Annotated in this window: 20 protein-coding genes; 11 read left to right on the top strand and 9 right to left on the bottom strand. The window is 73.1% G+C overall.

What is annotated here, in order from left to right; translation table 11 throughout:
* The first annotated feature begins 131 nt into the window (after positions 1 to 131).
* From rimO to ACFYVL_RS18505, 5 genes are all read left to right on the top strand, one after another.
* Positions 132 to 1,640 carry a 30S ribosomal protein S12 methylthiotransferase RimO gene (rimO, locus tag ACFYVL_RS18525; protein ID WP_389245927.1) on the top strand — a complete coding sequence of 503 codons (1,509 nt, stop codon included), beginning with the start codon at positions 132 to 134 and terminating at the stop codon, positions 1,638 to 1,640.
* A complete protein-coding gene (gene pgsA / locus ACFYVL_RS18520) occupies positions 1,637 to 2,293 on the top strand; it encodes a CDP-diacylglycerol--glycerol-3-phosphate 3-phosphatidyltransferase (protein ID WP_389245925.1) in 657 nt (218 codons plus the stop codon). Before rimO ends, pgsA begins: the two co-directional genes overlap by 4 nt.
* A complete protein-coding gene (locus ACFYVL_RS18515; RefSeq protein WP_389245923.1) occupies positions 2,290 to 2,841 on the top strand; it encodes a CinA family protein in 552 nt (183 codons plus the stop codon). Before pgsA ends, ACFYVL_RS18515 begins: the two co-directional genes overlap by 4 nt.
* Positions 2,842 to 2,950: 109 nt before the next feature.
* Positions 2,951 to 3,346 carry a helix-turn-helix domain-containing protein gene (locus tag ACFYVL_RS18510; protein WP_389245921.1) on the top strand — a complete coding sequence of 132 codons (396 nt, stop codon included), beginning with the start codon at positions 2,951 to 2,953 and terminating at the stop codon, positions 3,344 to 3,346.
* Positions 3,347 to 3,526: 180 nt separating this feature from the next.
* Entirely contained in the window at positions 3,527 to 3,997 is a 471-nt protein-coding gene (locus ACFYVL_RS18505; protein WP_389245919.1) for a DNA starvation/stationary phase protection protein, read from the top strand.
* Positions 3,998 to 4,525: 528 nt separating this feature from the next.
* Here ACFYVL_RS18505 and ACFYVL_RS18500 read toward each other — a convergent pair.
* From ACFYVL_RS18500 to ACFYVL_RS18490, 3 genes are read right to left on the bottom strand one after another with little or no spacing between them, the layout of a single operon-like run.
* A complete protein-coding gene (locus ACFYVL_RS18500; protein ID WP_389245917.1) occupies positions 4,526 to 5,431 on the bottom strand; it encodes an SDR family NAD(P)-dependent oxidoreductase in 906 nt (301 codons plus the stop codon).
* Between the two features lie 32 nt (positions 5,432 to 5,463).
* Positions 5,464 to 6,291: an Fpg/Nei family DNA glycosylase gene (locus ACFYVL_RS18495; protein WP_389245915.1), complete on the bottom strand. Its 828-nt coding sequence runs from the start codon at positions 6,289 to 6,291 to the stop codon at positions 5,464 to 5,466.
* Between the two features lie 38 nt (positions 6,292 to 6,329).
* A complete protein-coding gene (locus tag ACFYVL_RS18490; protein WP_389245913.1) occupies positions 6,330 to 11,063 on the bottom strand; it encodes a DEAD/DEAH box helicase in 4,734 nt (1,577 codons plus the stop codon).
* A gap of 103 nt (positions 11,064 to 11,166) precedes the next feature.
* Here ACFYVL_RS18490 and ACFYVL_RS18485 point away from each other — a divergent pair, with 103 nt between their 5' ends.
* Genes ACFYVL_RS18485 through ACFYVL_RS18475 form a run of 3 tightly spaced genes read left to right on the top strand, consistent with a single transcriptional unit; the run spans position 11,167 to position 13,161 of the window.
* On the top strand, positions 11,167 to 12,042 hold the full coding sequence (locus ACFYVL_RS18485; protein WP_389245911.1) for an AraC family transcriptional regulator: 876 nt from the start codon (positions 11,167 to 11,169) through the stop codon (positions 12,040 to 12,042).
* A 46-nt stretch (positions 12,043 to 12,088) separates the two neighbouring features.
* The gene (locus tag ACFYVL_RS18480; protein ID WP_389245967.1) at positions 12,089 to 12,856 is read left to right on the top strand and encodes an AzlC family ABC transporter permease; all 768 of its coding nucleotides are present in this window, start codon (positions 12,089 to 12,091) and stop codon (positions 12,854 to 12,856) included.
* Positions 12,853 to 13,161 carry an AzlD domain-containing protein gene (locus ACFYVL_RS18475; protein WP_389245909.1) on the top strand — a complete coding sequence of 103 codons (309 nt, stop codon included), beginning with the start codon at positions 12,853 to 12,855 and terminating at the stop codon, positions 13,159 to 13,161. The genes ACFYVL_RS18480 and ACFYVL_RS18475 overlap by 4 nt, the downstream gene beginning before the upstream one ends.
* Before the next feature lie 107 nt (positions 13,162 to 13,268).
* Here ACFYVL_RS18475 and ACFYVL_RS18470 read toward each other — a convergent pair whose 3' ends face one another.
* Positions 13,269 to 14,183, bottom strand: a complete 915-nt coding sequence (locus ACFYVL_RS18470; protein ID WP_389245907.1) for a hypothetical protein — start codon at positions 14,181 to 14,183, stop codon at positions 13,269 to 13,271.
* A 79-nt stretch (positions 14,184 to 14,262) separates the two neighbouring features.
* Here ACFYVL_RS18470 and ACFYVL_RS18465 point away from each other — a divergent pair, with 79 nt between their 5' ends.
* Both ACFYVL_RS18465 and ACFYVL_RS18460 read left to right on the top strand, forming a co-directional pair.
* The gene (locus ACFYVL_RS18465) at positions 14,263 to 14,457 is read left to right on the top strand and encodes a DUF3046 domain-containing protein (protein WP_389245905.1); all 195 of its coding nucleotides are present in this window, start codon (positions 14,263 to 14,265) and stop codon (positions 14,455 to 14,457) included.
* A gap of 241 nt (positions 14,458 to 14,698) precedes the next feature.
* Complete coding sequence (locus ACFYVL_RS18460; protein ID WP_389245965.1) at positions 14,699 to 15,847, top strand: AI-2E family transporter; 1,149 nt, start codon at positions 14,699 to 14,701, stop codon at positions 15,845 to 15,847.
* A gap of 95 nt (positions 15,848 to 15,942) precedes the next feature.
* Here ACFYVL_RS18460 and ACFYVL_RS18455 read toward each other — a convergent pair whose 3' ends face one another.
* The 5 genes from ACFYVL_RS18455 to ACFYVL_RS18435 all read right to left on the bottom strand — a co-directional run bounded on the left by ACFYVL_RS18455 (position 15,943) and on the right by ACFYVL_RS18435 (position 22,382).
* Complete coding sequence (locus tag ACFYVL_RS18455; protein WP_389245903.1) at positions 15,943 to 18,090, bottom strand: MMPL family transporter; 2,148 nt, start codon at positions 18,088 to 18,090, stop codon at positions 15,943 to 15,945.
* Between the two features lie 62 nt (positions 18,091 to 18,152).
* Positions 18,153 to 18,929, bottom strand: coding sequence for a cytochrome d ubiquinol oxidase subunit II (locus ACFYVL_RS18450; RefSeq protein WP_389245902.1), 777 nt, complete (start codon positions 18,927 to 18,929; stop codon positions 18,153 to 18,155).
* Positions 18,930 to 18,984: 55 nt separating this feature from the next.
* A complete protein-coding gene (locus tag ACFYVL_RS18445; protein ID WP_389245900.1) occupies positions 18,985 to 20,313 on the bottom strand; it encodes a cytochrome ubiquinol oxidase subunit I in 1,329 nt (442 codons plus the stop codon).
* Between the two features lie 156 nt (positions 20,314 to 20,469).
* Positions 20,470 to 21,180, bottom strand: coding sequence for a response regulator (locus ACFYVL_RS18440; protein ID WP_389245898.1), 711 nt, complete (start codon positions 21,178 to 21,180; stop codon positions 20,470 to 20,472).
* Positions 21,177 to 22,382, bottom strand: coding sequence for a sensor histidine kinase (locus ACFYVL_RS18435; protein WP_389245896.1), 1,206 nt, complete (start codon positions 22,380 to 22,382; stop codon positions 21,177 to 21,179). Before ACFYVL_RS18435 ends, ACFYVL_RS18440 begins: the two co-directional genes overlap by 4 nt.
* 216 nt (positions 22,383 to 22,598) lie before the next feature.
* Here ACFYVL_RS18435 and recA point away from each other — a divergent pair, with 216 nt between their 5' ends.
* A complete protein-coding gene (gene recA / locus ACFYVL_RS18430) occupies positions 22,599 to 23,720 on the top strand; it encodes a recombinase RecA (protein ID WP_389245894.1) in 1,122 nt (373 codons plus the stop codon).
* Position 23,721: the final 1 nt, after the last annotated feature.

Genomic DNA, 23,721 nt, shown 5'->3' with positions numbered 1-23,721 from the left:
ACTGTCCGCCCGGCGTCCACGCGGCCCGGTTCCACGGCGTCTTCGCAGGTCGGAAGGGGTGGCCCGGGGACGAGGCGCGGGGCGGGCCCTCCCGGGGCGGGTGCGCGCCGGGACAAAGTAGTCTTGAGTCCATGCCCGAACGCCGCACCGTCGCCCTTGTCACTCTTGGCTGCGCCCGTAACGAGGTGGACTCGGAGGAGCTGGCAGGCCGCTTGGCAGCGGACGGCTGGGACCTCGTCGAGAACGCCTCGGACGCGGACGTCGCCGTCGTCAACACCTGCGGATTCGTCGAAGCCGCCAAGAAGGACTCCGTCGACGCCCTGCTCGAAGCCAATGACCTGAAGGACCACGGCCGCACCCAGGCCGTGGTCGCCGTGGGCTGCATGGCCGAGCGGTACGGCAAGGACCTCGCCGAGGCCCTGCCGGAGGCCGACGGCGTGCTCGGGTTCGACGACTACGCCGACATCTCCAACCGCCTCCAGACCATCCTCAACGGTGGCAGTGTCGAGGCCCACACCCCGCGCGACCGGCGCAAGCTGCTCCCGATCAGCCCGGCCGAGCGGCAGGACGCCAACGTCGCCCTGCCCGGCCATGCCCAGGAGGAGCCCGCCCCGGCCCCCGCGGACCTCCCCGAGGGCGTCGCGCCGGAGTCCGGCCCGCGAGCGCCGCTCCGCCGCCGCCTGGGCAGCAGCCCGGTCGCCTCGGTCAAGCTCGCCTCCGGCTGCGACCGGCGCTGCTCCTTCTGCGCCATCCCGTCCTTCCGCGGCTCCTTCATCTCGCGGCGCCCCAGCGACGTGCTGCAGGAGACCCGCTGGCTGGCCGGCCAGGGTGTGAAGGAGGTCATGCTGGTCTCCGAGAACAACACCTCGTACGGCAAGGACCTGGGCGACATCCGCCTGCTGGAGACCCTGCTGCCCGAGCTGGCGGACGTCGAGGGCATCGAGCGGGTGCGGGTCAGCTACCTCCAGCCGGCCGAGATGCGGCCCGGTCTGATCGACGTACTGACCTCCACTCCCAAGGTCGTCCCGTACTTCGACCTGTCCTTCCAGCACTCGGCGCCCGGTGTCCTGCGGTCGATGCGCCGCTTCGGCTCCACCGAGCAGTTCTGGGAGCTGCTGGAGACCATCCGTGCCAAGGCCCCGAACGCCGGTGTGCGCTCGAACTTCATCGTCGGCTTCCCCGGCGAGAGCGAGGAGGACTTCGCGGAGCTGGAGCGCTTCCTCACCGGCGCGCGCCTGGACGCCATCGGCGTCTTCGGTTACTCGGACGAGGAGGGCACCGAGGCCGTCACGTACGAGAACAAGCTCGACGACGACGTCATCGCGGAGCGGCTGGCGCACCTGTCGCGGCTCGCGGAGGAGCTCACCGCCCAGCGGGCGGAGGAGCGGCTCGGTGAGACGCTGGAGGTACTGGTCGAGTCGATCGACGACGAGGACGGCGCTGTCGGCCGTGCGGCCCACCAGGCGCCCGAGACGGACGGCCAGGTGGTCTTCACGACCAGCCACGGGTTGACGCCCGGCCGTATGGTCTTGGCGAAGGTGGTCGGCACCGAGGGCGTGGACCTCGTCGCCGAGCCGCTGCCCGGTGGTCTGGACGGTGCCAACGGGTCGAGCGAGGTTCCTGAGGAGGCGGCCAGATGAGCGGAATCCCGGCGTCCGCGACGGGCGGCACCGGCAGGGCGCCGGTGACCGGCGGAAAGCTGGGTGCTGCGGTGGTGAGCCAGGCCAGTCTGTGGAACATCGCGAACATCCTCACGATGGTGCGCCTGGTGCTCGTGCCGGGCTTCGTGCTGCTGCTCCTCGCCGAGGGCGGGCACGACCCGATATGGCGGGCCTGGGCCTGGGCGGCGTTCGCCGTCGCCATGATCACCGATGTGTTCGACGGCCACCTGGCCCGCACGTACAACCTGGTCACGGACTTCGGGAAGATCGCCGACCCGATCGCGGACAAGGCGATCATGGCCGCCGGGCTGATCTCCCTCTCGGCGCTCGGCGACCTGTCCTGGTGGGTGACCGGAGTGATCCTCTTCCGGGAGCTCGGGATCACGCTGATGCGGTTCTGGGTGATCCGGCACGGAGTGATTCCGGCCAGTCGCGGCGGCAAGATGAAGACCCTCGCGCAGGGCACCGCGGTCGGCATGTACGTGCTGATGCTGGTGGGCCCGCTGGCCACGTTCCGCTGGTGGGTGATGGCGCTGGCCGTGGTGCTGACCGTGGTGACCGGGCTCGACTACGTACGGCAGGCGATCGTGCTGCGGCGGGCCGGGCTGGCGGCGGAGCGGGCTGCTCGGTGAACCCGCGGCCGGTCGGTGAGAGCGCCGGGGCGGTGCTGGCGGAGCTGGCAGCCCAGGGGCGGACGCTGGCCGTCGCCGAGTCGCTGACCGGCGGTCTGGTGGCCGCGGAGCTGACCGGGGTGCCCGGGGCCTCGAAGGTCTTCCGGGGGTCCGTGACGGCGTACGCGACCGAACTGAAGCGGGACCTGCTCGGGGTCGCGGCCCCGCTGCTCCAGGAGCGCGGCGCCGTGGACGGCGAGGTCGCGCGGCAGATGGCGGCCGGCGTACGGCGGGTTCTCGGGGCCGACTGGGGGATCTCGACGACCGGCGTCGCGGGGCCCGAACCGCAGGACGGACAGCCGGTCGGGACGGTGTTCGTGGCCGTCGCGGGGCCCGGCGGAGTACAGAAAGTGGCCGCTCTGCGGTTGAACGGCAGCCGTTCGGACATTCGTAGAGAGAGTGTGCGGGGCGTTTTCGAGCTGCTTGCCGGAGAGCTGGCCGGCGGACCCGCGAATGAACCGATCGGAAATGCGCGGGCACAGGATACGGAACAGAACGGGGGGACTTGATGTTTACAGCCCTGAGTGAACACGACATCGCTCCCCGCACGGCCGCAGCGCGAGGCGGTACGGTGGGGCGTGAAGGATGCGGCTACGCGGTCCGAGGAGGGAGCCACCGATGATTCTGCTCCGTCGCCTGCTGGGTGACGTGCTGCGTCGGCAGCGCCAGCGCCAGGGCCGTACTCTGCGCGAAGTCTCCTCGTCCGCCCGGGTTTCGCTCGGCTATCTCTCCGAGGTGGAGCGGGGGCAGAAGGAGGCATCCTCCGAACTGCTTTCCGCGATCTGCGACGCGCTTGATGTACGGATGTCCGAGCTCATGCGGGAAGTGAGCGACGAACTGTCCCTGGCGGAACTGGCGGCGTCGGCTGCGGCCGGCGAGACGCCGGTGCGCCAGCCGGTGCGACCGATGCTCAATTCGGTCTCCGTGACGTCGGTGACCGGTGTGCCCGGTGTGCCGACCGAGCGAGTGACGATCAAGGCACCTGCGGAAGCGGTGGATGTCGTCGCTGCCTAGCGAATGAAGTAGTGCGTGGGCCCGAGCCCCGGGCGGTCTCTTGGAGGCCGCCCGGGGCTCGGGTCTTTTCCGTGGCCGGCCTTCGTCGCCCGATACTGACCCCGAATGACCGATTTAGATCGGTTGTGGCAGGGTTGGGGGTGCTGAATCAGTTTGCTGTGATTTCTGAGGAGGATGCGGATGTCTGCCGTGAAGAGCTCGCTGCCGGAGGCCGAACTCAAGGTGGTCGGGGAGGCGCTCCAGGGTGCGCTCGTCGACCTGCTGGATCTGTCGCTGGTGGCGAAGCAGGTGCACTGGAACGTGGTGGGCCCGCGGTTCCGGTCCGTGCACCTGCAGCTGGACGAGGTCGTGGACACGGCGCGACAGCACTCCGACACGGTCGCCGAGCGGGCGTCCACGCTCGGGGTCAGCCCCGACGGGCGGGCGGCGACCGTGGCGTCGTCGAGCGCCATCGGCGAGGTGCCGACCGGTTGGATCAAGGACGCCGACGCGGTACGGATCCTGGTCGACGCCCTCGGCGCGGTCATCGTGCGGATGCGCGAGCGGATCGAGGCGACCGGCGACCCGGACCCGGTCAGCCAGGACGTCATCATCGGGCTGACCGCGGACCTGGAGAAGCACGCCTGGATGTTCCAGGCGGAGACCGCCTGAGGCTCCTTGGGCGTGTGACGTGCGGGGCTGGGGTCGCACCGGGGGTGGCTCTCGGGTGCTTGAGGTGCTTCGAGTGCTTCCGGTGCGCCCTCCCGTACGGGATTGACCGCGTCTAGCGTCGGCCGGAGCCGGAGGAGGCAGCCATGGTGCGGCACGACCACGGGATACGGGGGCGCCGGGGGGCGCTCGGTGCGCTGGCGCTGATGGGCGGCGTGCTGTGGTGGTGGGCGCTGCTGCGGATGGTGCTGGTGCCCGAGGGAGCGGGCGTGGTCGAGGGGGCGGTGGTCGCCGGAGGGTGGGGCCTGAGTCTGCTGCCGGTGCATGTGGCGGCGCAGGGGCCGGTGCGGCGCTGGCGGGCGGTGGGGTCGGCGCGGGCGGCAGGCTCGGCGCGGGCGGCCGGGTCGGCTCGGTCGGTGAGATCGGCGGGGTCGGCGGAGTCCCGGGGGGTGGTGCGGTCCGGGGGGCCGGGGGAGCGGGAGCCGGAGGCTCGGGGAGCGGAACGGGGGAGCGGTTCCACCAGGGCCAGGCCTACCAGGGCATGGAAACGCCGCCGTTGGGGCGGAGGATCTGGCCCGTCGTGAAGGAGGCCGCGTCCGAGGCGAGGTGGAGGACCGCGTGCGCGACCTCTTCGGCCTCGCCGACCCGGCCCAGCGGGGTGATGCGGCGCATGGTCTCCTCGGCCCGGTGCTGGAGGGTGGCGTCGTGCCGGGCGGTCATCGGGGTCCGGATCCAGCCGGGGGCGACGGAGTTGACGCGGATGCCGTGCGGGCCGAGTTCGGTGGCGAGGGTCCTGGTGAGCTGGACCACCGCGGCCTTGGCCGCGCTGTAGCAGAACAGTCCCGCGTTGGAGCTGTCCACGGCGCCGGAGGCGAGGGTGATGATGCTGCCGGGGGGTCGGGGAGGGGTGGGTGGGGTGCTGGGGGTTTCTGGGGTGCTGGTGGTTGTGTTGGAGCCGGTGGCTGTGGTGGCGTCGGTGGTGGGGCTGCTCTCGCTGGTGGTGCTGGTGGGGCTGGTGGCGGCGAGCATGAGGCGGGCGGCTTCCTGGCAGGCGTACAGCACGCCCTTGAAGTTGATGTCCAGGAGGCGGTCCAGGTCCTCGTCCGTGGTCTCCAGGACGGTGCTGGAGTGCATGACTCCGGCCGCGGTGACCAGGATGTCGAGGCGGTCGACGGTTGCCATGGCCGTGCCGAGCCCGGCGCGGGAGGTCACGTCGAGGACGTGGGTGAATACCGTGCCGCCGGCCTTGACGAGCTGAAGAGCGGTCTCGGCCAGGCCCGCGTCGTCGCGGTCGGCGCAGTGCACGGTGGCGCCCGCTTCGGCGAGGAGCAGTGCGGTGGCGCGGCCGATGCCGCTGGCGGCGCCAGTGACGAACGCGGTGCGGCCGGTGAGGTCGTATGCCGGGAGCCGTTCGGGGCGTCGTACGGGGAGGGGCATGGGGTGACCGTACGGCTGGATCTGACGGGTCGTCAATTGGTTGGGCCCGGTTGGCAGTTCGGGCACCAGCAGGTGGGGCGTTCGCGGGTTCCGTCGCCCTGGTCGGCCTTGCGGACCGGGGTGCCGCAGCGGAGGCAGGGGCGGGATTCGCGGCCGTAGACGTAGAGGCGGTCGGAGTTGGTGCCCGAGGTGCGGTGGGTGGTCGTGGTGCGGCGGTCCGGGTGGTCCTTGTTGAGGTCGAGCAGCCGGTGGGCGGTGGCGACCAGGCGGGCCGGGACGTCGGGGGCGAGAGCGGAGACCGGCAGCCAGGGCGTGACGCGGGCCAGGAAGCACAGTTCGGACTTGTAGACGTTGCCGATGCCCGCGAGATTGCGCTGGTCGAGGAGTGCTTCGCCCAGGGGGCGGTCCGGGGCGGCCAGGAGGTTGTGCACCGCGCGGTCCCGGAGGGAGGCGTCGTCCTGCCAGTCGGGGGCGAGGAGGTCCGGGCCGAGGTGGCCGATGACGGTGTGCTCGTCGGCGGTGCGCAGGAGTTCGAGGACCGGGAGGCGGTAGCCGACGGCGGTGGCTTCGGTGTTGCGCAGTACGGCGCGGATCTGGTGGGAGGGGCCGCCGCGCCAGGGCCTGCCGGGGGCGTACACCCGCCAGGCGCCCTCCATGCGGAGGTGGGAGTGCAGGGTGAGGCCGCCCTCGATGCGGGTCAGGAGGTGCTTGCCGTACGGGGTGACGTCGAGCACCTCGCGCCCGGCCAGGTCGGCGGTGGCGAAACGGGGGACGCGGAGGTCGGCGTGGGTGAGCGAACGGTGGGCCAGCGCCGCGTGCAGGCGGCGGGCGGCCTGCCAGACGGTGTCTCCTTCGGGCATGGACCCATGATGGGGGATTTTGGTGGGGGTGGGGTGGTTCAGGGGCGGATGCGCAGGCCCTTGGGGGTGGCGTGGAAGCCTGCCGACTCCAGGGTGCGGCCCAGGGGAGAGGTGAGGGCGGGGGCGTTGTTGATGCGCTCGACCGTGATGGTGCCGAGGGCTCCCGCGCGGGCCGAGGCGGCGAGGGCTTCGGAGGCGGCGAGGAGGCGGGCGGTGGCCTCGTCCGTGGGTTCCGGCGTCGTGGGGTCCGGTGCGGTGGTGGCGGGTGCGGCCGGGGGCGACTGGGTGCCGGACGGGTCGGCCGGCCAGGCCAGGAGGGTCTTGCCGCCGCGCTCCATGTAGAGGGAGAGTTCGCCGTCGACCAGGACGACCAGGGCTCCTGCCTTGCGGCCGGGCTTGTGTGTGACGCCGGCGGGCGGCTCGGGCCAGGGGAGGGCCGCGCCGTACGCGTTGGCCGGGTCGGCGGCGGCCAGGACCACCGCGCGGTTCGGCGCGTCGCCCTCGCTGCGGTCGCGGGCCGTCGCCGCCGCACGCAGCCGGTCCACCGCCCCGTCCATCGCGAACTGGGCGGCCCCCAGACCCTCGACGACGTACCCCCTGCGTGCCTGGCCGCTGTCCTCGAACGCGGCCAGGATGCGGTAGACGGCCGAGAAACCGCCCTCCACCCCCTCGGCGGCGACCGCGCCCCTGGTCACCACTCCGTGCCGGTCCAGGAACGTGCGGGCGAGGGCGTGCGCGCGGTGGGTGGCGTCGGGCTCCGGGGCGGGGAGCAGCGACCAGCGGCCCGCGACCGTGGGTGGACCCGTACGGGAAGTGGGGCGCGCCGCGGCGGTCAGCGAGCCGTAACGGCCGCGCGGCACCGAGCGTTTGGCGCGGTGCGCGGTGGCGCCCGCCGTGCGGCCCGAGCCGAGGAGCGCGCGCAGCGGGGCCAGGGTGTCGTTGGTCAGCCGGCCCGACCAGGCCAGGTCCCAGAGGGCGTCGGCCAGTTGCGGGTCGCTGGCGTCGGGGTGCGTGGTGGCGCGCACCTGGTCCGCGATCTGCCGGAAGAACAGGCCGTACCCGCCGGTGAGCGTGGTGAGGACGGACTCGTGCAGTGCGGACAGTTCGAGGGGGTGCGGCGCAGGGAGGAGGAGCGGGGCGGTGTCGGCGAGGTAGAGCGAGACCCAGCCGTCCTTGCCGGGCAGGGCGCCCGCGCCCGCCCACAACACCTCGCCCGTGGTGGTGAGTTCGTCCAGGAGCGCCGGGGCGTAACCCGTGACACGGGACGGGAGGACGAGCTTCTCCAGGGCGGAGGCCGGGACTGCGGCCCCCTGCAACTGCTCGACGGCGCGCACCAGCCCGTCGACACCGCGCAGCCCGCCGCCCCCGTAGTGCTGCCACTGGGGGAGGAACGTGGCCAGCGCGGCGGGGGCGACCGGCTCCAGCTCCTGGCGCAGTGCCGCCAGCGAACGGCGGCGCAGCCGTCGCAGGACCGTGGCGTCGCACCACTCCTGGCCGATGCCCGCCGGGTGGAACTCGCCCTGCACGACGCGACCGCCCGCGGCGAGGCGGTGCAGGGTGCCGTCGGTGACCGCGGTGCCCAGGCCGAATCGGGCCGCGGCCGTCGCGGAGGTGAAGGGGCCGTGGGTGCGCGCGTACCGGGCGAGGAGGTCGCCGAGGGGGTCCCCCACCGGTTCGGTGAACGCCTCGGGGACGCCGACGGGGAGCGCGGTGCCCAGGGCGTCCCGCAGCCGGCCCGCGTCCTCGATCGCCGCCCAGTGGTCCGTGCCCGCGATCCGCACCCGGATGGCGCGGCGCGCGTCCGCGAGCTCCGCCGCCCACGCCGGATCCGCGCCCCGGGCCGTCAGCTCGGCACCGGTGAGCGGGCCGAGGACCCGCAGCAGGTCGGCGACGCCCTCCGCGTCCCTGACCCGGCGGTCCTCGGTGAGCCACTGGAGCTCCTGCTCCAGCTGCGTCAGGACCTCCGCGTCCAGGAGCTCGCGCAGCTCCGCCTGGCCCAGCAGCTCGGCCAGCAGCCGGGAGTCCAGGGACAGCGCCGCCGCCCGCCGCTCGGCGAGCGGCGAGTCGCCCTCGTACAGGAACTGGGCGACGTACCCGAAGAGGAGCGAGCGGGCGAACGGGGACGGCTCCGGGGTGGTGACCTCGACCAGGCGCACCCGGCGGGCCTCGATGTCGCCCATCAGCTCGGTCAGCCCGGGTACGTCGAAGACGTCCTGGAGGCACTCGCGGACCGCCTCCAGCACGATCGGGAACGAGCCGAACTCGCTGGCCACCTGGAGGAGCTGCGAGGCCCGCTGGCGCTGCTGCCACAGCGGGGTGCGCTTGCCGGGGCTGCGGCGCGGCAGCAGCAGGGCACGGGCCGCGCACTCCCGGAACCGGGCGGCGAACAGTGCCGACCCGCCGACCTGGTCCGTGACGATCTGGGCGACCTCGCCCTTGTCGAAGAGGGTGTCGGCGGCACCGATCGGCGCCTGCTCGTTGTCGTACTCGGCGCCCGGGGGGCGGTCCGGGAGCGTGCCCCCGCCGCCCTCGGGACCGTCCAGGGGGTCGAGCCCCATCAGGTCCAGGCCCATCAGGTCCGCGTCCGGCAGCCGCAGCACGATGCCGTCGTCGGCGTGCATCACCTGGGCGTCCATGCCGTACTTCTCCGACAGCCTGGCCCCCAGGGCCAGCGCCCACGGCGCGTGCACCTGCGCGCCGAACGGGGAGTGCACCACCACCCGCCAGTCGCCCAGCTCGTCGCGGAACCGCTCCACGACGATCGTCCGGTCGTCCGGGACGTGGCCCGCCGCCCTGCGCTGCTCGTCGAGGTACGACAGGACGTTGTCGGCGGCCCAGTCGTCCAGGCCCGCGGCCCCCAGCCTGGCCCGCGCGTTCGCCGCGCCGAGACCGCCGATCTCACGGAGGAACGCGCCCAGCGCACGGCCCAGTTCGAGGGGCCGGCCCAGCTGGTCGCCCTTCCAGAACGGCAGCCGGCCGGGCACACCGGGGGCAGGGGAGACCAGCACCCGGTCACGGGTGATGTCCTCGATGCGCCACGACGTCGTACCCAGGGTGAAGACGTCGCCCGCGCGGGACTCGTAGACCATCTCCTCGTCCAGCTCGCCGACCCGGCCGCCGCCCTTCTTCGGGTCGGACCCGGCGAGGAACACCCCGAACAGGCCCCGGTCCGGGATCGTCCCGCCCGAGGTGACGGCGAGCCGCTGCGCCCCCGGGCGGCCCGTCACCGTACCCGCGACGCGGTCCCAGACGACGCGCGGCCTCAGCTCGGCGAAGGCGTCGGACGGGTAGCGCCCGGCGAGCATGTCCAGGACGGCGGTGAACGCCGACTCCGGCAGCGAGGCGAACGGCGCCGCCCGGCGGGCCAGCGCCAGGAGGTCGTCCGCCTGCCAGGAGTCCAGCGCGACCATCGCGACGAGCTGCTGCGCCAGGACGTCCAGCGGGTTCGCCGGGATGCGCAGGGACTCGATGGAGCCGCTGCGCATCCGCTCGGTGACCACCGCCGCCTGCACCAGGTCGCCCCGGTACTTGGGGAAGACGACGCCCGTGGACACCGCACCCACCTGGTGCCCGGCCCGGCCCACCCGCTGGAGGCCGGAGGCGACCGACGGTGGCGACTCGACCTGGATCACCAGGTCCACCGCCCCCATGTCGATGCCCAGCTCCAGGCTGGAGGTGGCGACGACGGCGGGCAGCCGGCCCGCCTTGAGGTCCTCCTCCACCAGGGCGCGCTGCTCCTTGGAGACCGAGCCGTGGTGCGCGCGGGCGAGCAGCGGGGGTGCCCCCTGGGCGGCGCCCGCCTGGCCCATCAGCTCGGCCGGGGAACCGTCCTCGGGGAGTGCCTCGCCGGTGGCCCGCTCGTAGGCGATCTCGTTGAGCCGGTTGCACAGCCGCTCGGCCAGGCGGCGCGAGTTGACGAAGACGATCGTCGAGCGGTGCGCCTGGACCAGGTCGGCGATCCGCTTCTCCACCTGCGGCCAGATGGACGGCTTGTCGCCCTGGTCGTCCTCCTTGGCGGGCGCGCCGCCCAGCTCTCCCATGTCCTCGACCGGCACCACCACCGACAGGTCGAAGACCTTCGCCGACGGCGGCTGGACGATCTCCACCTTGCGCTGCGGGGAGAGGAAACGGGCCACCTCGTCGACCGGCCGGACCGTCGCGGAGAGGCCGATCCGGCGGGCGGGCCGGGGCAGCAGTGCGTCGAGCCGCTCCAGCGACACCGCGAGGTGCGCGCCGCGCTTGGTGCCCGCGACGGCGTGCACCTCGTCCAGGATCACCGTCTCGACGCCCTCCAGGGCGCCGCGGGCCGAGGAGGTGAGCATCAGGAACAGCGATTCGGGGGTGGTGATCAGGATGTCCGGCGGCCTGGTGGCGATCGACCGGCGCTCGTTGGCAGGGGTGTCCCCGGAGCGGATACCGACCCGGATGTCCGGCTCCGGCAGACCGAGCCGCACCGACTCCTGGCGGATTCCGGTCAGCGGACTGCGCAGATTGCGCTCCACGTCCACCGCCAGGGCCTTCAGCGGCGAGATGTACAGCACCCGGCAGCGCTTCTTCGCGTCGGCGGGCGGCGGCGTCGACGCGAGCCGGTCGAGCGAGGCGAGGAACGCGGCCAGCGTCTTGCCCGACCCGGTCGGGGCCACGACCAGCACGTCCGACCCCTCGCCGATGGCCTGCCAGGCGCCCTCCTGGGCCGCGGTCGGCGTGACGAAGGCCCCCGTGAACCAGCCCCTGGTCGCGGGGGAGAACGAGTCGAGCGCTGTCCTCACCATGCACCCCATCGTGCACCCCACCACTGACAATGCCCCGGCAATCGTCCGTCCACAGCGTGGACGCCCAGGTCAGGGGCGTGGCGGGCGGGCGCACAATGGCCGTATGGAGAAGGGCGCGACGGTCACACGGCGGCACGGCGAGTGGGCCAGGCACTGGCAGTGCCCGGGAGTGCCGGGCCTCGACCTGCTGCGCGCCCGCTACGTGCGGCACGCCTTCCCCCGGCACAGCCACGAGGGGTTCGTGCTCGGCGCCGTCCGCCGCGGCGTCGAGGACGTGCACATGCCCGACGGCACGATCAGCGCGGCCCCCGGCAGCGTCGTCATGATCAATCCGGAGGTGCCGCACGCGGCCAGGGCGGGCACCCCCGAGGGCTGGTCGTACGCCACCCTCTACCCCTCGCGGGACCTCGTCGCCGAAGTGGCGGCGGAGGCCACCACCCTGCGCGGCACCCCGGGGTTCACCGAGACCATCGTCGACGACCCCGACACCGCACGCCTGGTGCGCGAGGTGCACCGGGCCGCAGAGGAGAGCAACGCGCTCGCCGCCGACACCCTGTTCCGCACGGTGATCGCCCGGCTGCTGCGCCGCTACGGCAGCGCCCTGCCCGCCCGGGGCCCGGCCGCCGCGGCCGCCCGCACCGCGGCGCTCGCCCAGGAGATCCTGCGGGACCGGATGGCCTGCCCGCCGTCGCTGGAGGCCCTGGCGCACGAGGTGGGCACCAGCCCCTTCGCGCTGCTGCGCGCCTTCAAGGCCGCGTACGGGATGCCCCCGCACACCTGGCTCACCGACGCGCGCGTGGGCCGGGCCAGGCTGCTCCTGGAGACCGGGACGCCACCGGCCGAGGCGGCGCTCGCGGTGGGCTTCAGCGACCAGCCCCACCTCAACCGGCACTTCACCCGCATCGTCGGGGTGCCGCCCGGCGCCTACCGCCGCGAGCGTGCAAGAACGTACAAGACCGGGGGCGGCAGGCCCTCGTAACGTCCGTGGCGTGGCAGACCAGACAGCAGCCGCGGAAGTTCCCGGCATACGAACGACAGGGCCCCGCGAGGGCGCGGCAGGCCCCGGCGACGGCACGGCGGCACCAAAGGCGGACTCCGCGGTGGTGCGGGACGCGCTCGGCGTGGGCATCGCCGTCGGCCTCTCCGGCTTCGCCTTCGGAGTGACCTCGGCGGGAGCCGGCCTCACCCTCCCGCAGACCTGTGCGCTCAGCCTGCTGGTGTTCACCGGCGGCTCGCAGTTCGCCCTCGTGGGGGCGCTCGCCGCCGGCGGCAACCCGCTCACGGCGGCCGCCGGGGCCTTCTTCCTGGGCGTGCGCAACACCTTCTACGGGCTGCGGCTGTCCCAGCTGCTCGCACTGCCCCGCCTCCTGCGGCCGCTCGCCGCGCACGCGGTCATCGACGAGACCGCGGCCGTCTCCCTCGCCCAGCCCACCCGGCGCGGCGCCCGCATCGGGTTCACCGTCACCGCGCTCACCCTCTTCGTGCTGTGGAACCTCACCACCCTTCTCGGCGGACTGGGCGCGGAAGCCGTCGGCGACACCGCCGCCTGGGGGCTGGACGCGGCCGGGCCCGCCGTCTTCCTCGCGCTGCTCGCCCCGATGCTGCGTACCGCCACGGAGCGGGCGACCGCGGGGATCGCGGTGCTCCTCGGGCTCGGGCTGCTGCCCGTGCTGCCCGGCGGAGTACCCGTGCTGGTGGCCGCCCTGGCCGCACCGCTGGTGCTGTTCCTGCGGGGGCGCGACGCGTCCCGTGCCAAGGGCCCCGCCAACGACCGGAAGGAAGAAGTCCGTTGAACGTCTGGATCGCCATCGGCCTCACGGCCGCCGGCTGCTACCTCGCCAAACTGCTCGGCCTGCTCGTCCCCGCGAGCGCCCTGGAGAGGCCGCTCGTCCAGAAGCTGTCCGCCCTGCTGCCGGTCGCCCTGCTGGCTGCGCTCACCGCGCAGCAGACCTTCGCCACCGGGCAGCAGCTGGTGCTGGACGCCCGGGGCGCGGGCCTGCTGGCGGCGGCGGTCGCACTGGTCCTGCGGGCGCCCTTCCTGGTGGTCGTCGGGGCGGCGGTCGCCGTCACGGCGGCGGTACGCGCGCTGGGCGGCTGACCACGACCCACGCGCGTGCCGCCGTCCGGGAATCGCCGTCCTGACCGAGCCAAGCGCCGACCCACGCGCGTGGCCGGCCCGCCGCCCCGGCCACGCGCGCGCGTGCCTCAGCCGAGCTGCCTGCCGTACGCGCGCAGGGTCAGCAGGGCGTCGATCGTGACCAGGGGCCGCGCCTCCAGCTCCGTGCCCGGGGCCCACACCCGCCAGCGCACCGGCCAGCCGCCGTCCTCCTGCTGTTCCGACGCCAGGAAGTCCAGCGAGCGCTCCATCTCCTCGTCGGTGAACCAGCCGCGCGCCAGCGACCCGGGCACGCGCGCGTAGTGGTGGGCGAAGTGGTGCTCGTCCGGGGCGTACCCGGGCGCCACCGGGACCCCCGCGCGCCGCGCCGGATCGAGCACCACCAGCCCCTGGGCCCGCACCAGCCGCCCCAGCCGGTCCGCGGCCTCCCGCGCCCGCGAGCGGTCCGGGACACCGTCCAGGAACGCGACGGCGGCCTGCACCTCGTAGGGGTGGGAGGACTCCAGCGACTCCACGGCCGCCCAGCAGAAGTCGGTCGCCCGGAACAGCCAGGCGTGCCACACCTCGTTGCGGTGCAGCAGGCCCACCACCGGGCCCGTCGCCAGCAGCTCGCTCGGCGGGTCGTCCACGACGGGCACGAAGGGCGCCGCCGGGTAGCCCCGCTGCGAGGGGTGCACCGCGGGCAGCGCGCCGTCCTTCGACGACACCTCCGTCAGATAGCGGCACACCCGCTCCACGCGCGTACCGCCGCAGCGGCCGATCTCCTCCAGCACCCGCAGCGCGTGCGCCGTGTGCAGCGGCTGGCTCACCGGGCCCCGCAGATCCGGCTCCAGCGCGTGCCCGAACCCCCCGTCCGCCCCCAGGTAGGCGTTGAGCGCGGTCTCGACCGGGTCCGCCCCGCCGCCGAGGAAGTGGTACGCGAACCGCCGCTGCTCCAGGACCCGGGCGGTCAGCCACACGAAGTGCTCGGCACGGGCGAGAGGGGATGCTCCATTTCCAGCCATGTGCCGACGTTAGGGCGGAAAGCGCTTGAGGCAAGAGGCGCGGACCGCTGTGCACTCTCAGGGGCGGGATACTGGTGTCATGCGGTTGACGATTTTCTGGGAACGGATGGCGGCGCACTTCGGCGAGACGTACGCCGACTCCTTCGCCCGCGACCACGTGATGTCCGAACTCGGCGGCCGTACGGTCCACGAGGCGCTCGACGCGGGATGGGACGCGAAGTCCGTGTGGCAGGCCGTGTGCCGGACCATGGACGTCCCGCAGGAGCGGCGCTGACACCCGGGCGCGGGCCCATGGCGCCGCGGTCCGGCCGCGCCGTGCGCCCCCAACCCGCGGCGCACACCGCGCGTTCGGTGCCGCCGCGGGGCGACGCGGTACGTTCCTGTTGCACTCATGAGTGACACTTGGCCCCGTGGCCCCGACTGATGAGACCGCCCAGGACCAGGCAAAAGCACAGGACCCCGCAGCCCCCGGCACCGGCCGGCCGAGCACCCCGCCGCCCGCGGCAGCTGCCCGGATGCCCCGGTGGCTGCCGCGCGCGATGGTGCTCGCCCTCGCCCTCTACGCCTGCTTCCAGCTCGGGGACTGGGCGTTCCACCAGCTGATCACGCTGCTCCTGAACATCCTGATCGCGTTCTTCCTCGCCCTCGCCGTGGAGCCCGCCGTCGGCCGGATGGCCGCCCGCGGCATGCGCCGCGGACTGGCCACCTTCCTGGTCTTCTTCGGCGTGATGATCGCGGGCATCGGCTTCGTCGTGCTGCTCGGCTCGATGCTGGCCGGCCAGATCGTGGAGATGGTCGACGACTTCCCCAAGTACCTGGACTCGGTGATCCACTGGATCAACCACACCTTCAACACCGAACTGTCCCGGGTCGAGGTGCAGAACAACCTGCTGCGCTCCGACTGGCTCCAGAAGTACGTGCAGAACAGCGCGACCGGTGTCCTCGACGTCTCCACGACGGTCATCGGCGGACTGTTCAAACTGCTGACGATCTTCCTGTTCTCGTTCTACTTCGCCGCCGACGGGCCCCGGCTGCGCCGCGCGCTGTGCTCCGTACTGCCGCCCGCCCGCCAGACGGAGGTGCTGCGCGCCTGGGAGATCGCCGTCGACAAGACCGGCGGATACCTCTACTCGCGCGGCCTGATGGCGCTGATCTCGGGCATCGCGCACTACATCCTGCTGGTGATCCTCGACGTGCCCTACGCCCCCGCGCTGGCCGTGTGGGTCGGCCTGATCTCGCAGTTCATCCCGACCATCGGCACCTATCTGGCGGGCGCGCTGCCGATGCTGATCGCCTTCACGGTCAACCCCTGGTACGCGGTGTGGGTGCTCGGCTTCGTGGTGATCTACCAGCAGTTCGAGAACTACCTCCTGCAGCCCAAGCTCACCGCCAAGACCGTCGACATCCACCCGGCCGTCGCGTTCGGCTCGGTCATCGCGGGCACCGCCCTGATGGGCGCGGTCGGCGCGCTGATCGCGATCCCGGCGGTGGCCACCCTCCAGGCGTTCCTCGGCGCGTACGTGAAGCGGTACGACGTGACCGACGACCCCCGGGTGCAGGGCCATCGCAGCAGGCGTGCCTCGGCACTGGCCCGGATGCGGACCGCGCTGCGCCGCGACCGCGACGCGCAGCCGCCGTCCCCTCCGGCGCGGGACGGCGACTGAGCGGACCGGGGCGTACGGGACCGTACGGGCGGAACTCCGGTACGGGACCGTACGGGGCGGACCTTCGGTACGGGGCGGTACGGGCAGCAGGCCGGTCAGTGGCGTTCCAGCGCCACCTCCGGCAGCACCCGGCGCAGCGGCCCCGGCAGCCACCAAGCGCGGCGGCCCAGCAACTGCATCACGGCGGGCACGATCAGACAGCGGATGACGACGGCGTCCAGCAGGATCGCCACCGCCAGCCCGAGTCCGAACTGCTGGAGCATCCGGTCCGGGCCGAGCACGAACGCCGCGAACACCACGATCATGATGGCGGCGGCCGCCGTGATCACCTTGCCGGTCGCCGCGAGCCCTTCGCGGACCGCGCCCTGCGGGTCCTCGGTGCGCTGCCACTCCTCGTGGATCCGGGAGAGCAGGAAGACCTCGTAGTCCATCGAGAGCCCGAAGACGATCGCGAAGACCATCACCGGGATGAACGCCTCGACGGGCCCCGCCTCCACTCCGAACCACCCCTCCTGGAAGACCAGCGTCACCACGCCCAGGGCGGCTCCGATCGACACCAGGTTGAGGAGAGCGGCCTTGACAGGGATGAGAAGCGATCGGAAAACGACAAGCAACAGCAGCGAGGACAGGCCAACAACGATCACGACGAAGAGCGGCATCCGGTCGGCGACGGTCGACGCGAAGTCCTCCGTCGCGGCGGTCGAACCGCCCACCAGCAGCACCGCACCCGTCTCCTTCGCGAGCGGCGGCAGCACCTCGCCGCGCAGCCGCGTCACCAGCCGCGACGTCTCCTCGTCCTGGGGCGCGGTCCGCGGGAACGCGAGGACGGTGGTGAGGGAACGGTCCTTCGTGGGGATCGGCCCGGTCGCCGCCGCGATGCCGTCGGCCGCTTCGAGGGTGCCGCGGACCTTCTCGCCGGCCTTCTTGCCCCCGCCGTCGACGACCACGATCAGCGGTCCGTTGAAGCCGGGGCCGAAACCCTCCGCCACCAGGTCGTACGCCTGCCTGCTCGACGAGGTTCCCGGGTCGTTGCCCGCGTCGGCGAATCCCAGCCGCATGTCGAGCGCGGGCACGGCGAGCGCGCCCAGCGCCACCACGGCCACCCCGAGGGCCGCCACCGGCCTGCGCTGCACCCCGGTCGCCCACCGGCGCCAGCCGGCCCCCTCGGTCCGCTTCGCCCTCGCCGCCCGCCGGGCGACCTGACGGGCGATGCGCCTGCCGAACACGCCCAGCAGGGCAGGCAGCAGCGTCAGCGAGGCGGCCATGGTGACCAGCACCGTCATGGCGACGGCCAGCGCCACCCCCTGGAGCGAGCCGAGACCGAGCGCGACCAGGCCCATCAGCGCGATGATCACCGTGCAGCCGGCGAAGAAGACCGTCCGGCCCGCCGCGTCCAGCGCGGTCCTGGTGGCCTGCTCGGGCCCGGCGCCCTTGAGGAGCTCACCCCGGTACCGGGAGAAGATCAGCAGCGCGTAGTCGATGCCGACACCGAGCCCGACCAGCATCATCACCGGCGGCGTGAAGTCGGCGACGTCCGCCAGGTGCGAGGCGAGCGCGATCAGACCGACCGAACTGCCCACCGCGAACACGGCGGTGAGCACCGGCAGGCTCGCCGCGACCAGCGACCCGAACAGGAACACCAGGATCACCAGCGCCCCCAGGAGCCCCGCGCCCTCGGCCGCCCCGCCGCCGCCCTCCTCGGCGTTGCGCGCCGCGTCGCCGCCGACGGCCGCCTCGATCCCGTCACCGTCGACGGCGTCCGCCGCCGCGAGGACCCGGCGCACGTCCTGCGCCGGAACGTCCTGCTCCCCGCCGTCCAGCGTCACCGTGGCGTACCCGACGGTGCCGTCCTTCGACACGGCCGAACCGTCCTCGTACGGGCTGCGTACGTCCGCGACCCGGGGCAGCCCGGAGACCTTCCGGAGCATCCCCTCGACCCGGCTGCGCACGGCGGGGTCGGCGACGCCGCGCGACGCCTTCACGACGACCTGGAGGGAGGCGTCCGCCTGCGCCGCGCCGTGCCGCTCCAGCACCGACTGCGCCCGGTGCGAATCGGTGCCGGGCAGGGAGAAGTCGTTGTGGTAGGCGTTGCCGACGGCCGTCGAGGCGCCGGTGATCGCCGCGACCAGCACGACCCACAGGACGATCGCGCGCCAGCGGTGCGCGTACGAGAAGGCGGCGAGCCGCTCGAAGACACTGCCGCGCCGCCGGGTCGGGGGCGGGGGTTCGTGCAGGGTGGTCATGACATCTCCTCAGGAGGGTTGTGGGAAAGGGCTTGTGCAGTGGGGCCGGGTGGTGCGCGGCGTCAGAAATAGGCGGGCCTGGTCACCCGTCCTCCGAAGGACCGCCACAGCCACACCTGCGCGGCGACCAGCAGCGGGGTGACGACGAGCAGGACGGGCACCAGGAGGGCGAGCGTGGCGCCGCCCGCGGCGGAGCCGGCCAGCGGCAGGCCCGCCCCGGCGAACAGGGCCGCCCCGGCCAGCAGCACCGAGGTCAGCGCGAACGACTGCCACGCCCGGCCGCGCCCGATGAGCCGGCTCGCCCGCGCGTACGGCGCCCCGGTCAGCCGCAGCGCGGCGAACCCCAGCCCGTGCACGGCGAACAGGGCCGCCACACCCAGCGCGCCGGTCACCGCGAGCGGCCCCGTCACGACCCGCCCCGGCGTCCCCGCGAAGAGCGCGGACAGCAGCCAGCCCCAGCACAGCGCGACGGCCCAGCTGCCGCACACCACCGCCCCGTCGCAGCCCGCCCGCCACCACCGCCCGTGGGCCCGGCCGCGCAGCCACAGCCCCGCGTCGCGCACCACCCAGCCGGTCAGCAGCGGTACCAGCGCCGGGAACTGGCCGCTCAGCAACTCCCCCTCCAGCGCGGGGAAGCAGCCGACGAGGAGTCCGGCCGTCGCGATCAGCCAGACCTCGTTGCCCAGGAAGAACGGGGCGAACGAGGCGATGACCAGCCGGCGTTCGGCATCCCCGCGCCCCAGGTACGGGGCGAGCATCCCGGTGCCGATGTCGGCACCGCCGAGGACGAAGTAGCCCACGGCGAAGAAGCCGAGCAGGGCGAGGGCGGCTGTCTCCACGACGGAACTCCTCAGGAGGGCTGGGCGGAAGGACGGGTTCGGAGGAAAGGGGGCGTCAGTAGCGCGCGACCGGAAGGGGCGGTTCCGTGTCCGGAGCCGTACGGTCGTCATGACCGAGCCCGGCATCGACCGGCCCCACGCGCGCGTGGCGCAGCAGCAGCCACCAGTTGGCGGCGACGAGCAGGGCGAACAGCGTGGCGAAGGTGATCAGCGAGGCCCGCATCGCACCGGGGGAGAGCCCCGACACCGCGTCCTCGGTCCGCAGCAGCCCGTACACGACCCAGGGCTGGCGGCCCGCCTCCCGGAAGACCCAGCCGCTGATCATGGCGAGGTGGGGCAGGGGCACCGAGGCCATCAGGAGCAGATGCCAGAGCCGGAAGCGGTAGAGGGTGGTCCGGAAGGCGGCGAGGACGACGTTCCCGATGCCCAGGTGCATCATCAGCCCGAAGGCGATCAGCATCGTCAGGGCACCGCCCCGGGTCCACGCCTCCGAGGGAACGTAGTCGCCGGGACCGAACCGCGTCACCAGTTCCGCCTGGAGGCGCGCGATCTCCTCGCTCCGGCCGCCGAACACCGCCGACTTCATGGGCTGCGCCGAGGAGAGGAACCCGAGCTGCACTCCGCCGAGCGCCGCCGTCAGGAACAGCGCCGGCAGCGACAGGAAGACCCCGATCCGCAGGCTCCGCCCGAAGAACTCCCACTCCGGGGAGCGCCGGAAGAGGTGGTACGCGCTGACCCCCGCCATGAAGAAACCGGCCGTCAGCAGCGCCCCGCCCAGCACGTGCCCGAAGGCCAGCAGCGTGCTCGGATTGGCCAGCAGCTCTCCCACGTCCGCCAGGACCAGCCCGCCGCCCTGCTCGCGGTGGCCCACCGGATGGTTGAGGAAACCGTTGGCGACCAGGATCCAGTACGCCGACAGCAGCGCGGTCAGCGCGACGACCCAGATCGTCGCCAGGTGCACCCACCGGTTGAAGCGGTGCCAGCCGAAGATCCACAGCCCGAGGAAGGTCGACTCGACGAAGAACGCGACGATGGTCTCCACCGCCAGCGGCGCCCCGAAGACATCGCCCGCGTAGTGCGTCAGCCCGCTCCAGCTCATGCCGAACTGGAACTCCATCACGATGCCGGTGACGATCCCGACCCCGTAGTTGATGACGTACAGCTGCCCCCAGAACCGCACCATGCGCGCGTGCGAGGCGCGGCGCCCGATCGTCGCCCGCGTCTGGAGGCAGGCGACCACCAGCGCCATGCCCAGGGTGAGGGCGACGAAGAGGAAGTGCCCGCCCGCCGTGAGGGCGAACTGGAGCCGCGCGAGGCCGGCCGTCTCCGGATCGAGAGCCGCCCGCGGGGCGAGCGCGAGGGTGAACTGGGTGAGTGCTGACACCCGCACAGCGTCGGCGTACGGCAGGGGGCGCGGCGTCGGCCGGCCGATGACACCCGCGCTACCCCCGGGGTTGCGCGGGTACCCGCGCGCGTACCCCAGGAGTTGTCGCCCGGGGCCCGCTACCCCGAGACCGCTCTCGGGGTCGACCCCGGTACGTCAGCCCAGCCAGCCCGGCGTGATCATCCCGGACTCGTAGGCGAGCACCACCAGTTGGGCCCTGTCCCGGGCGTCCAGCTTGGTCATGATCCGGCTCACGTGGGTCTTGGCGGTGGCGGGGGAGAGCACCAGGCGGCGCGCGATCTCGTCGTTGGACAGACCGGCCCCGACCAGCCCCATCACCTCGCGCTCCCGCTCGGTCAGCCCGTTCAGCCGGGGGCTCGGATCGGGCTGCTTGACGCGGCCCGCGAACTCGGCGATCAGCCGGCGGGTGACGGCCGGCGCGATGAGCGCGTCGCCGCGCGCCACCACCCGCACCCCGTGCAGCAGTTCCATCGGCTCGGTGTCCTTCAGCAGGAACCCGGAGGCGCCCGCGCGCAGCGCCCCGTACACGTAGTCGTCGACGTCGAAGGTGGTCAGGATGACCACCCGGACGTCGGTCAGCCGGGGGTCGGCGAGGATGCGGCGGGTGGCCTCCAGGCCGTCCGTGCCGGGCATCCGGATGTCCATCAGGACGACGTCGGGGCGCAGGTCGCGGGCGAGGGCCACCGCCTGCTCGCCGTCCGACGCCTCGCCCACCACCTCGATGTCGTCCTCGTCGGAGAGGATCGAGCGGAACCCGGCCCGCACCAGCGTCTGGTCGTCCGCGAGCACCACCCGGACCGCCCGGCCCGCCGCCCCCGGTCCCGAAGCCGTCGTACGGTCCGTCATGCGTGCTCCTCAAGGGGCAGCCGGGCCTCGACCCGGAAACCCGCTGCCGTGTTGTGTGCGGTCAGTTCGCCGCCGAAGGCCCTCGCCCGCTCCGTCATGCCGCGGATCCCGCTGCCGGTGTTCCGCGCGTCCGGGGTGCCGTCCCCGTCGTCGTCGACCCGGACCCGCAGCTGGTCGTCCGCGTACTCCAGGGTGATCCGGACGCTGCTCGCGCGCGCGTGGCGGGTGACGTTGGTGAGCGACTCCTGCACGATCCGGTACGCGGCCAGGTCCAGCGGCGGCGGCAGGGCGCGCCGGACGCCCTCGACGCGGGTGCTGACGTTCAGCCCGGTGCTCCGGGCGTGGCCGGTCAGCTCGTCGAGCCGGTCGAGACCCGGGGCCGGGGAGGTCGGCGCCACCTCGTCGGCCTGCCGCAGCACCCCGAGCGTGGAGCGCAGTTCGCGCAGCGCGTCCTTGCTGGCCGCCTTGACCGCGGTCAGCGCCTCCTCGGCGGCGGCCAGCCCGGCGGCGGGCTCCGGGCCCTTGCCGAGCTTGTGCAGCACGGCGCTCGACTGGACGTTGATCAGCGAGATGCTGTGGCCGAGCACGTCGTGCAGCTCCCGGGCGATCCGCAGCCGCTCCTCGGTGGCGCCCTGCCTGGCCCGCGCCTCCTGCTCCCGCTCGGCGGCCCGTGCCCGCTGCTCCACCTCGCGCAGATAGGCGCCCCGGGTGTGCTGGGCGCGGCCGACGGCGATCAGGCTGATCAGCCAGCCCGCCAGCATGGCCACGGAGACGTCGTCCAGCTGGCGCGCGCCCCCGCTCTGCCGGCTCTCGCCGAAGCCGACGGCCAGCAGCGTCACGGCCGCGAGCGCGACGGCGGCGGCGAGCCTGCCCTCGGCGGCGGTCGTGTACAGCGCCAGCGCGAAGGTGATCATCAGCGGGCCGTCGAAGACGCTCAGCGGGTAGTACGCCGCGCTGGCCAGCAGCGTGACGACCGCCACCGCGACGGGCCACCTGCGCCGGTGGTAGAGCGCCCCGCAGCCGACGAGGATCAGCGCCCAGCCCACCAGGGTCAGGTGCGCGGGCTCCGTCTCGTACCGCATCGCGACCAGAGTCCAGACGCTCACGAAGAGGGTGACGACCAGGGTCACCGCGGCGTCCGTCACGTGCCAGGACGGCCGTCCCGGCACGCGGAGCCCGCGGACGCGGGAGGGGAGAGCCATGCTCGAAGGATAGGCGGGGCCCCGCGGCCGGGCGGTGGGCGTGGCGCGCTTGACAGCAAAATCGAACATCCATTCATATTGGGAGTCCGGCCCTGTGGCCCCGGGGGTTTCTCCGGGGTTATCCACAGGTCAGGGCGACGCCGAGGCCGATTGTCAGTGGCAGGCGTTAGCGTCTTTGACGTGAAGCGATCGACTCAAGCAAATCGGGTGGAACCCATGGCAGCAGGCACCGACCGCGAGAAGGCGCTGGACGCCGCGCTCGCGCAGATTGAACGGCAATTCGGCAAGGGTGCGGTGATGCGCCTCGGCGACCGGCCGAACGACCCCATCGAGGTAATCCCCACCGGGTCGACCGCCCTGGACATCGCCCTCGGCGTCGGCGGACTGCCGCGCGGCCGCGTGGTGGAGGTGTACGGACCGGAGTCCTCCGGTAAGACCACCCTCACGCTGCACGCCGTGGCGAACGCGCAGAAGGCCGGCGGCACCGTCGCCTTCGTGGACGCCGAGCACGCGCTCGACCCCGAGTACGCCAAGGCGCTCGGCGTCGACACGGAGAACCTGATCCTCTCCCAGCCGGACACCGGCGAGCAGGCCCTGGAAATCGTGGACATGCTGGTCCGCTCCGGTGCCATCGACCTGATCATCATCGACTCCGTGGCGGCGCTCGTGCCGCGTGCGGAGATCGAGGGCGAGATGGGCGACTCGCACGTCGGTCTCCAGGCCCGGCTGATGAGCCAGGCGCTCCGGAAGATCACCAGCGCGCTCAACCAGTCCAAGACCACCGCGATCTTCATCAACCAGCTCCGCGAGAAGATCGGCGTGATGTTCGGCTCGCCGGAGACCACGACCGGTGGCCGCGCGCTGAAGTTCTACGCCTCGGTACGGCTCGACATCCGCCGCATCGAGACCCTCAAGGACGGCACGGAGGCGGTCGGCAACCGCACCCGCGTCAAGGTCGTCAAGAACAAGGTCGCGCCGCCCTTCAAGCAGGCCGAGTTCGACATCCTCTACGGCCAGGGCATCAGCCGCGAGGGCGGCCTGATCGACATGGGCGTGGAGCACGGCTTCGTCCGCAAGGCCGGCGCCTGGTACACGTACGAGGGCGACCAGCTCGGCCAGGGCAAGGAGAACGCCCGGAACTTCCTGAAGGACAACCCCGATCTCGCCGACGAGATCGAGAGGAAGATCAAGGAGAAGCTGGGCGTCGGTGTGAAGCCGGCCGCCCCCGAGGAGGCCCCGGCGGACGCGGCGAACGGTGCCGCCCCGGCCGATGCCAAGTCCGTACCGGCCCCGGCGGCCAAGGCGAAGGCGGCCAAGACCACCGCAGCCAAGGGCTAGT

Source organism: Streptomyces sp. NPDC004111, from assembly GCF_042874215.1.
Lineage (GTDB): Bacteria > Actinomycetota > Actinomycetes > Streptomycetales > Streptomycetaceae > Streptomyces.
The sequence above is the reverse complement of the archived record's forward strand: the minus strand, read 5'-3'. Positions and strand labels throughout refer to the sequence as shown.

Excerpts from the sequence above, each read along its gene's own strand:
- rimO (WP_389245927.1), top strand. The coding sequence starts at position 132 with ATGCCCGAACGCCGCACCGTCGCCCTTGTCACTCTTGGCTGCGCCCGT.
- pgsA (WP_389245925.1), top strand. The coding sequence starts at position 1,637 with ATGAGCGGAATCCCGGCGTCCGCGACGGGCGGCACCGGCAGGGCGCCG.
- ACFYVL_RS18510 (WP_389245921.1), top strand. The coding sequence starts at position 2,951 with ATGATTCTGCTCCGTCGCCTGCTGGGTGACGTGCTGCGTCGGCAGCGC.
- ACFYVL_RS18505 (WP_389245919.1), top strand. The coding sequence starts at position 3,527 with ATGTCTGCCGTGAAGAGCTCGCTGCCGGAGGCCGAACTCAAGGTGGTC.
- ACFYVL_RS18500 (WP_389245917.1), bottom strand. The coding sequence starts at position 5,431 with ATGCCCCTCCCCGTACGACGCCCCGAACGGCTCCCGGCATACGACCTC.
- ACFYVL_RS18495 (WP_389245915.1), bottom strand. The coding sequence starts at position 6,291 with ATGCCCGAAGGAGACACCGTCTGGCAGGCCGCCCGCCGCCTGCACGCG.
- ACFYVL_RS18490 (WP_389245913.1), bottom strand. The coding sequence starts at position 11,063 with ATGGTGAGGACAGCGCTCGACTCGTTCTCCCCCGCGACCAGGGGCTGG.
- ACFYVL_RS18485 (WP_389245911.1), top strand. The coding sequence starts at position 11,167 with ATGGAGAAGGGCGCGACGGTCACACGGCGGCACGGCGAGTGGGCCAGG.
- ACFYVL_RS18470 (WP_389245907.1), bottom strand. The coding sequence starts at position 14,183 with ATGGCTGGAAATGGAGCATCCCCTCTCGCCCGTGCCGAGCACTTCGTG.
- ACFYVL_RS18465 (WP_389245905.1), top strand. The coding sequence starts at position 14,263 with ATGCGGTTGACGATTTTCTGGGAACGGATGGCGGCGCACTTCGGCGAG.
- ACFYVL_RS18460 (WP_389245965.1), top strand. The coding sequence starts at position 14,699 with ATGCCCCGGTGGCTGCCGCGCGCGATGGTGCTCGCCCTCGCCCTCTAC.
- ACFYVL_RS18455 (WP_389245903.1), bottom strand. The coding sequence starts at position 18,090 with ATGACCACCCTGCACGAACCCCCGCCCCCGACCCGGCGGCGCGGCAGT.
- ACFYVL_RS18440 (WP_389245898.1), bottom strand. The coding sequence starts at position 21,180 with ATGACGGACCGTACGACGGCTTCGGGACCGGGGGCGGCGGGCCGGGCG.
- ACFYVL_RS18435 (WP_389245896.1), bottom strand. The coding sequence starts at position 22,382 with ATGGCTCTCCCCTCCCGCGTCCGCGGGCTCCGCGTGCCGGGACGGCCG.
- recA (WP_389245894.1), top strand. The coding sequence starts at position 22,599 with ATGGCAGCAGGCACCGACCGCGAGAAGGCGCTGGACGCCGCGCTCGCG.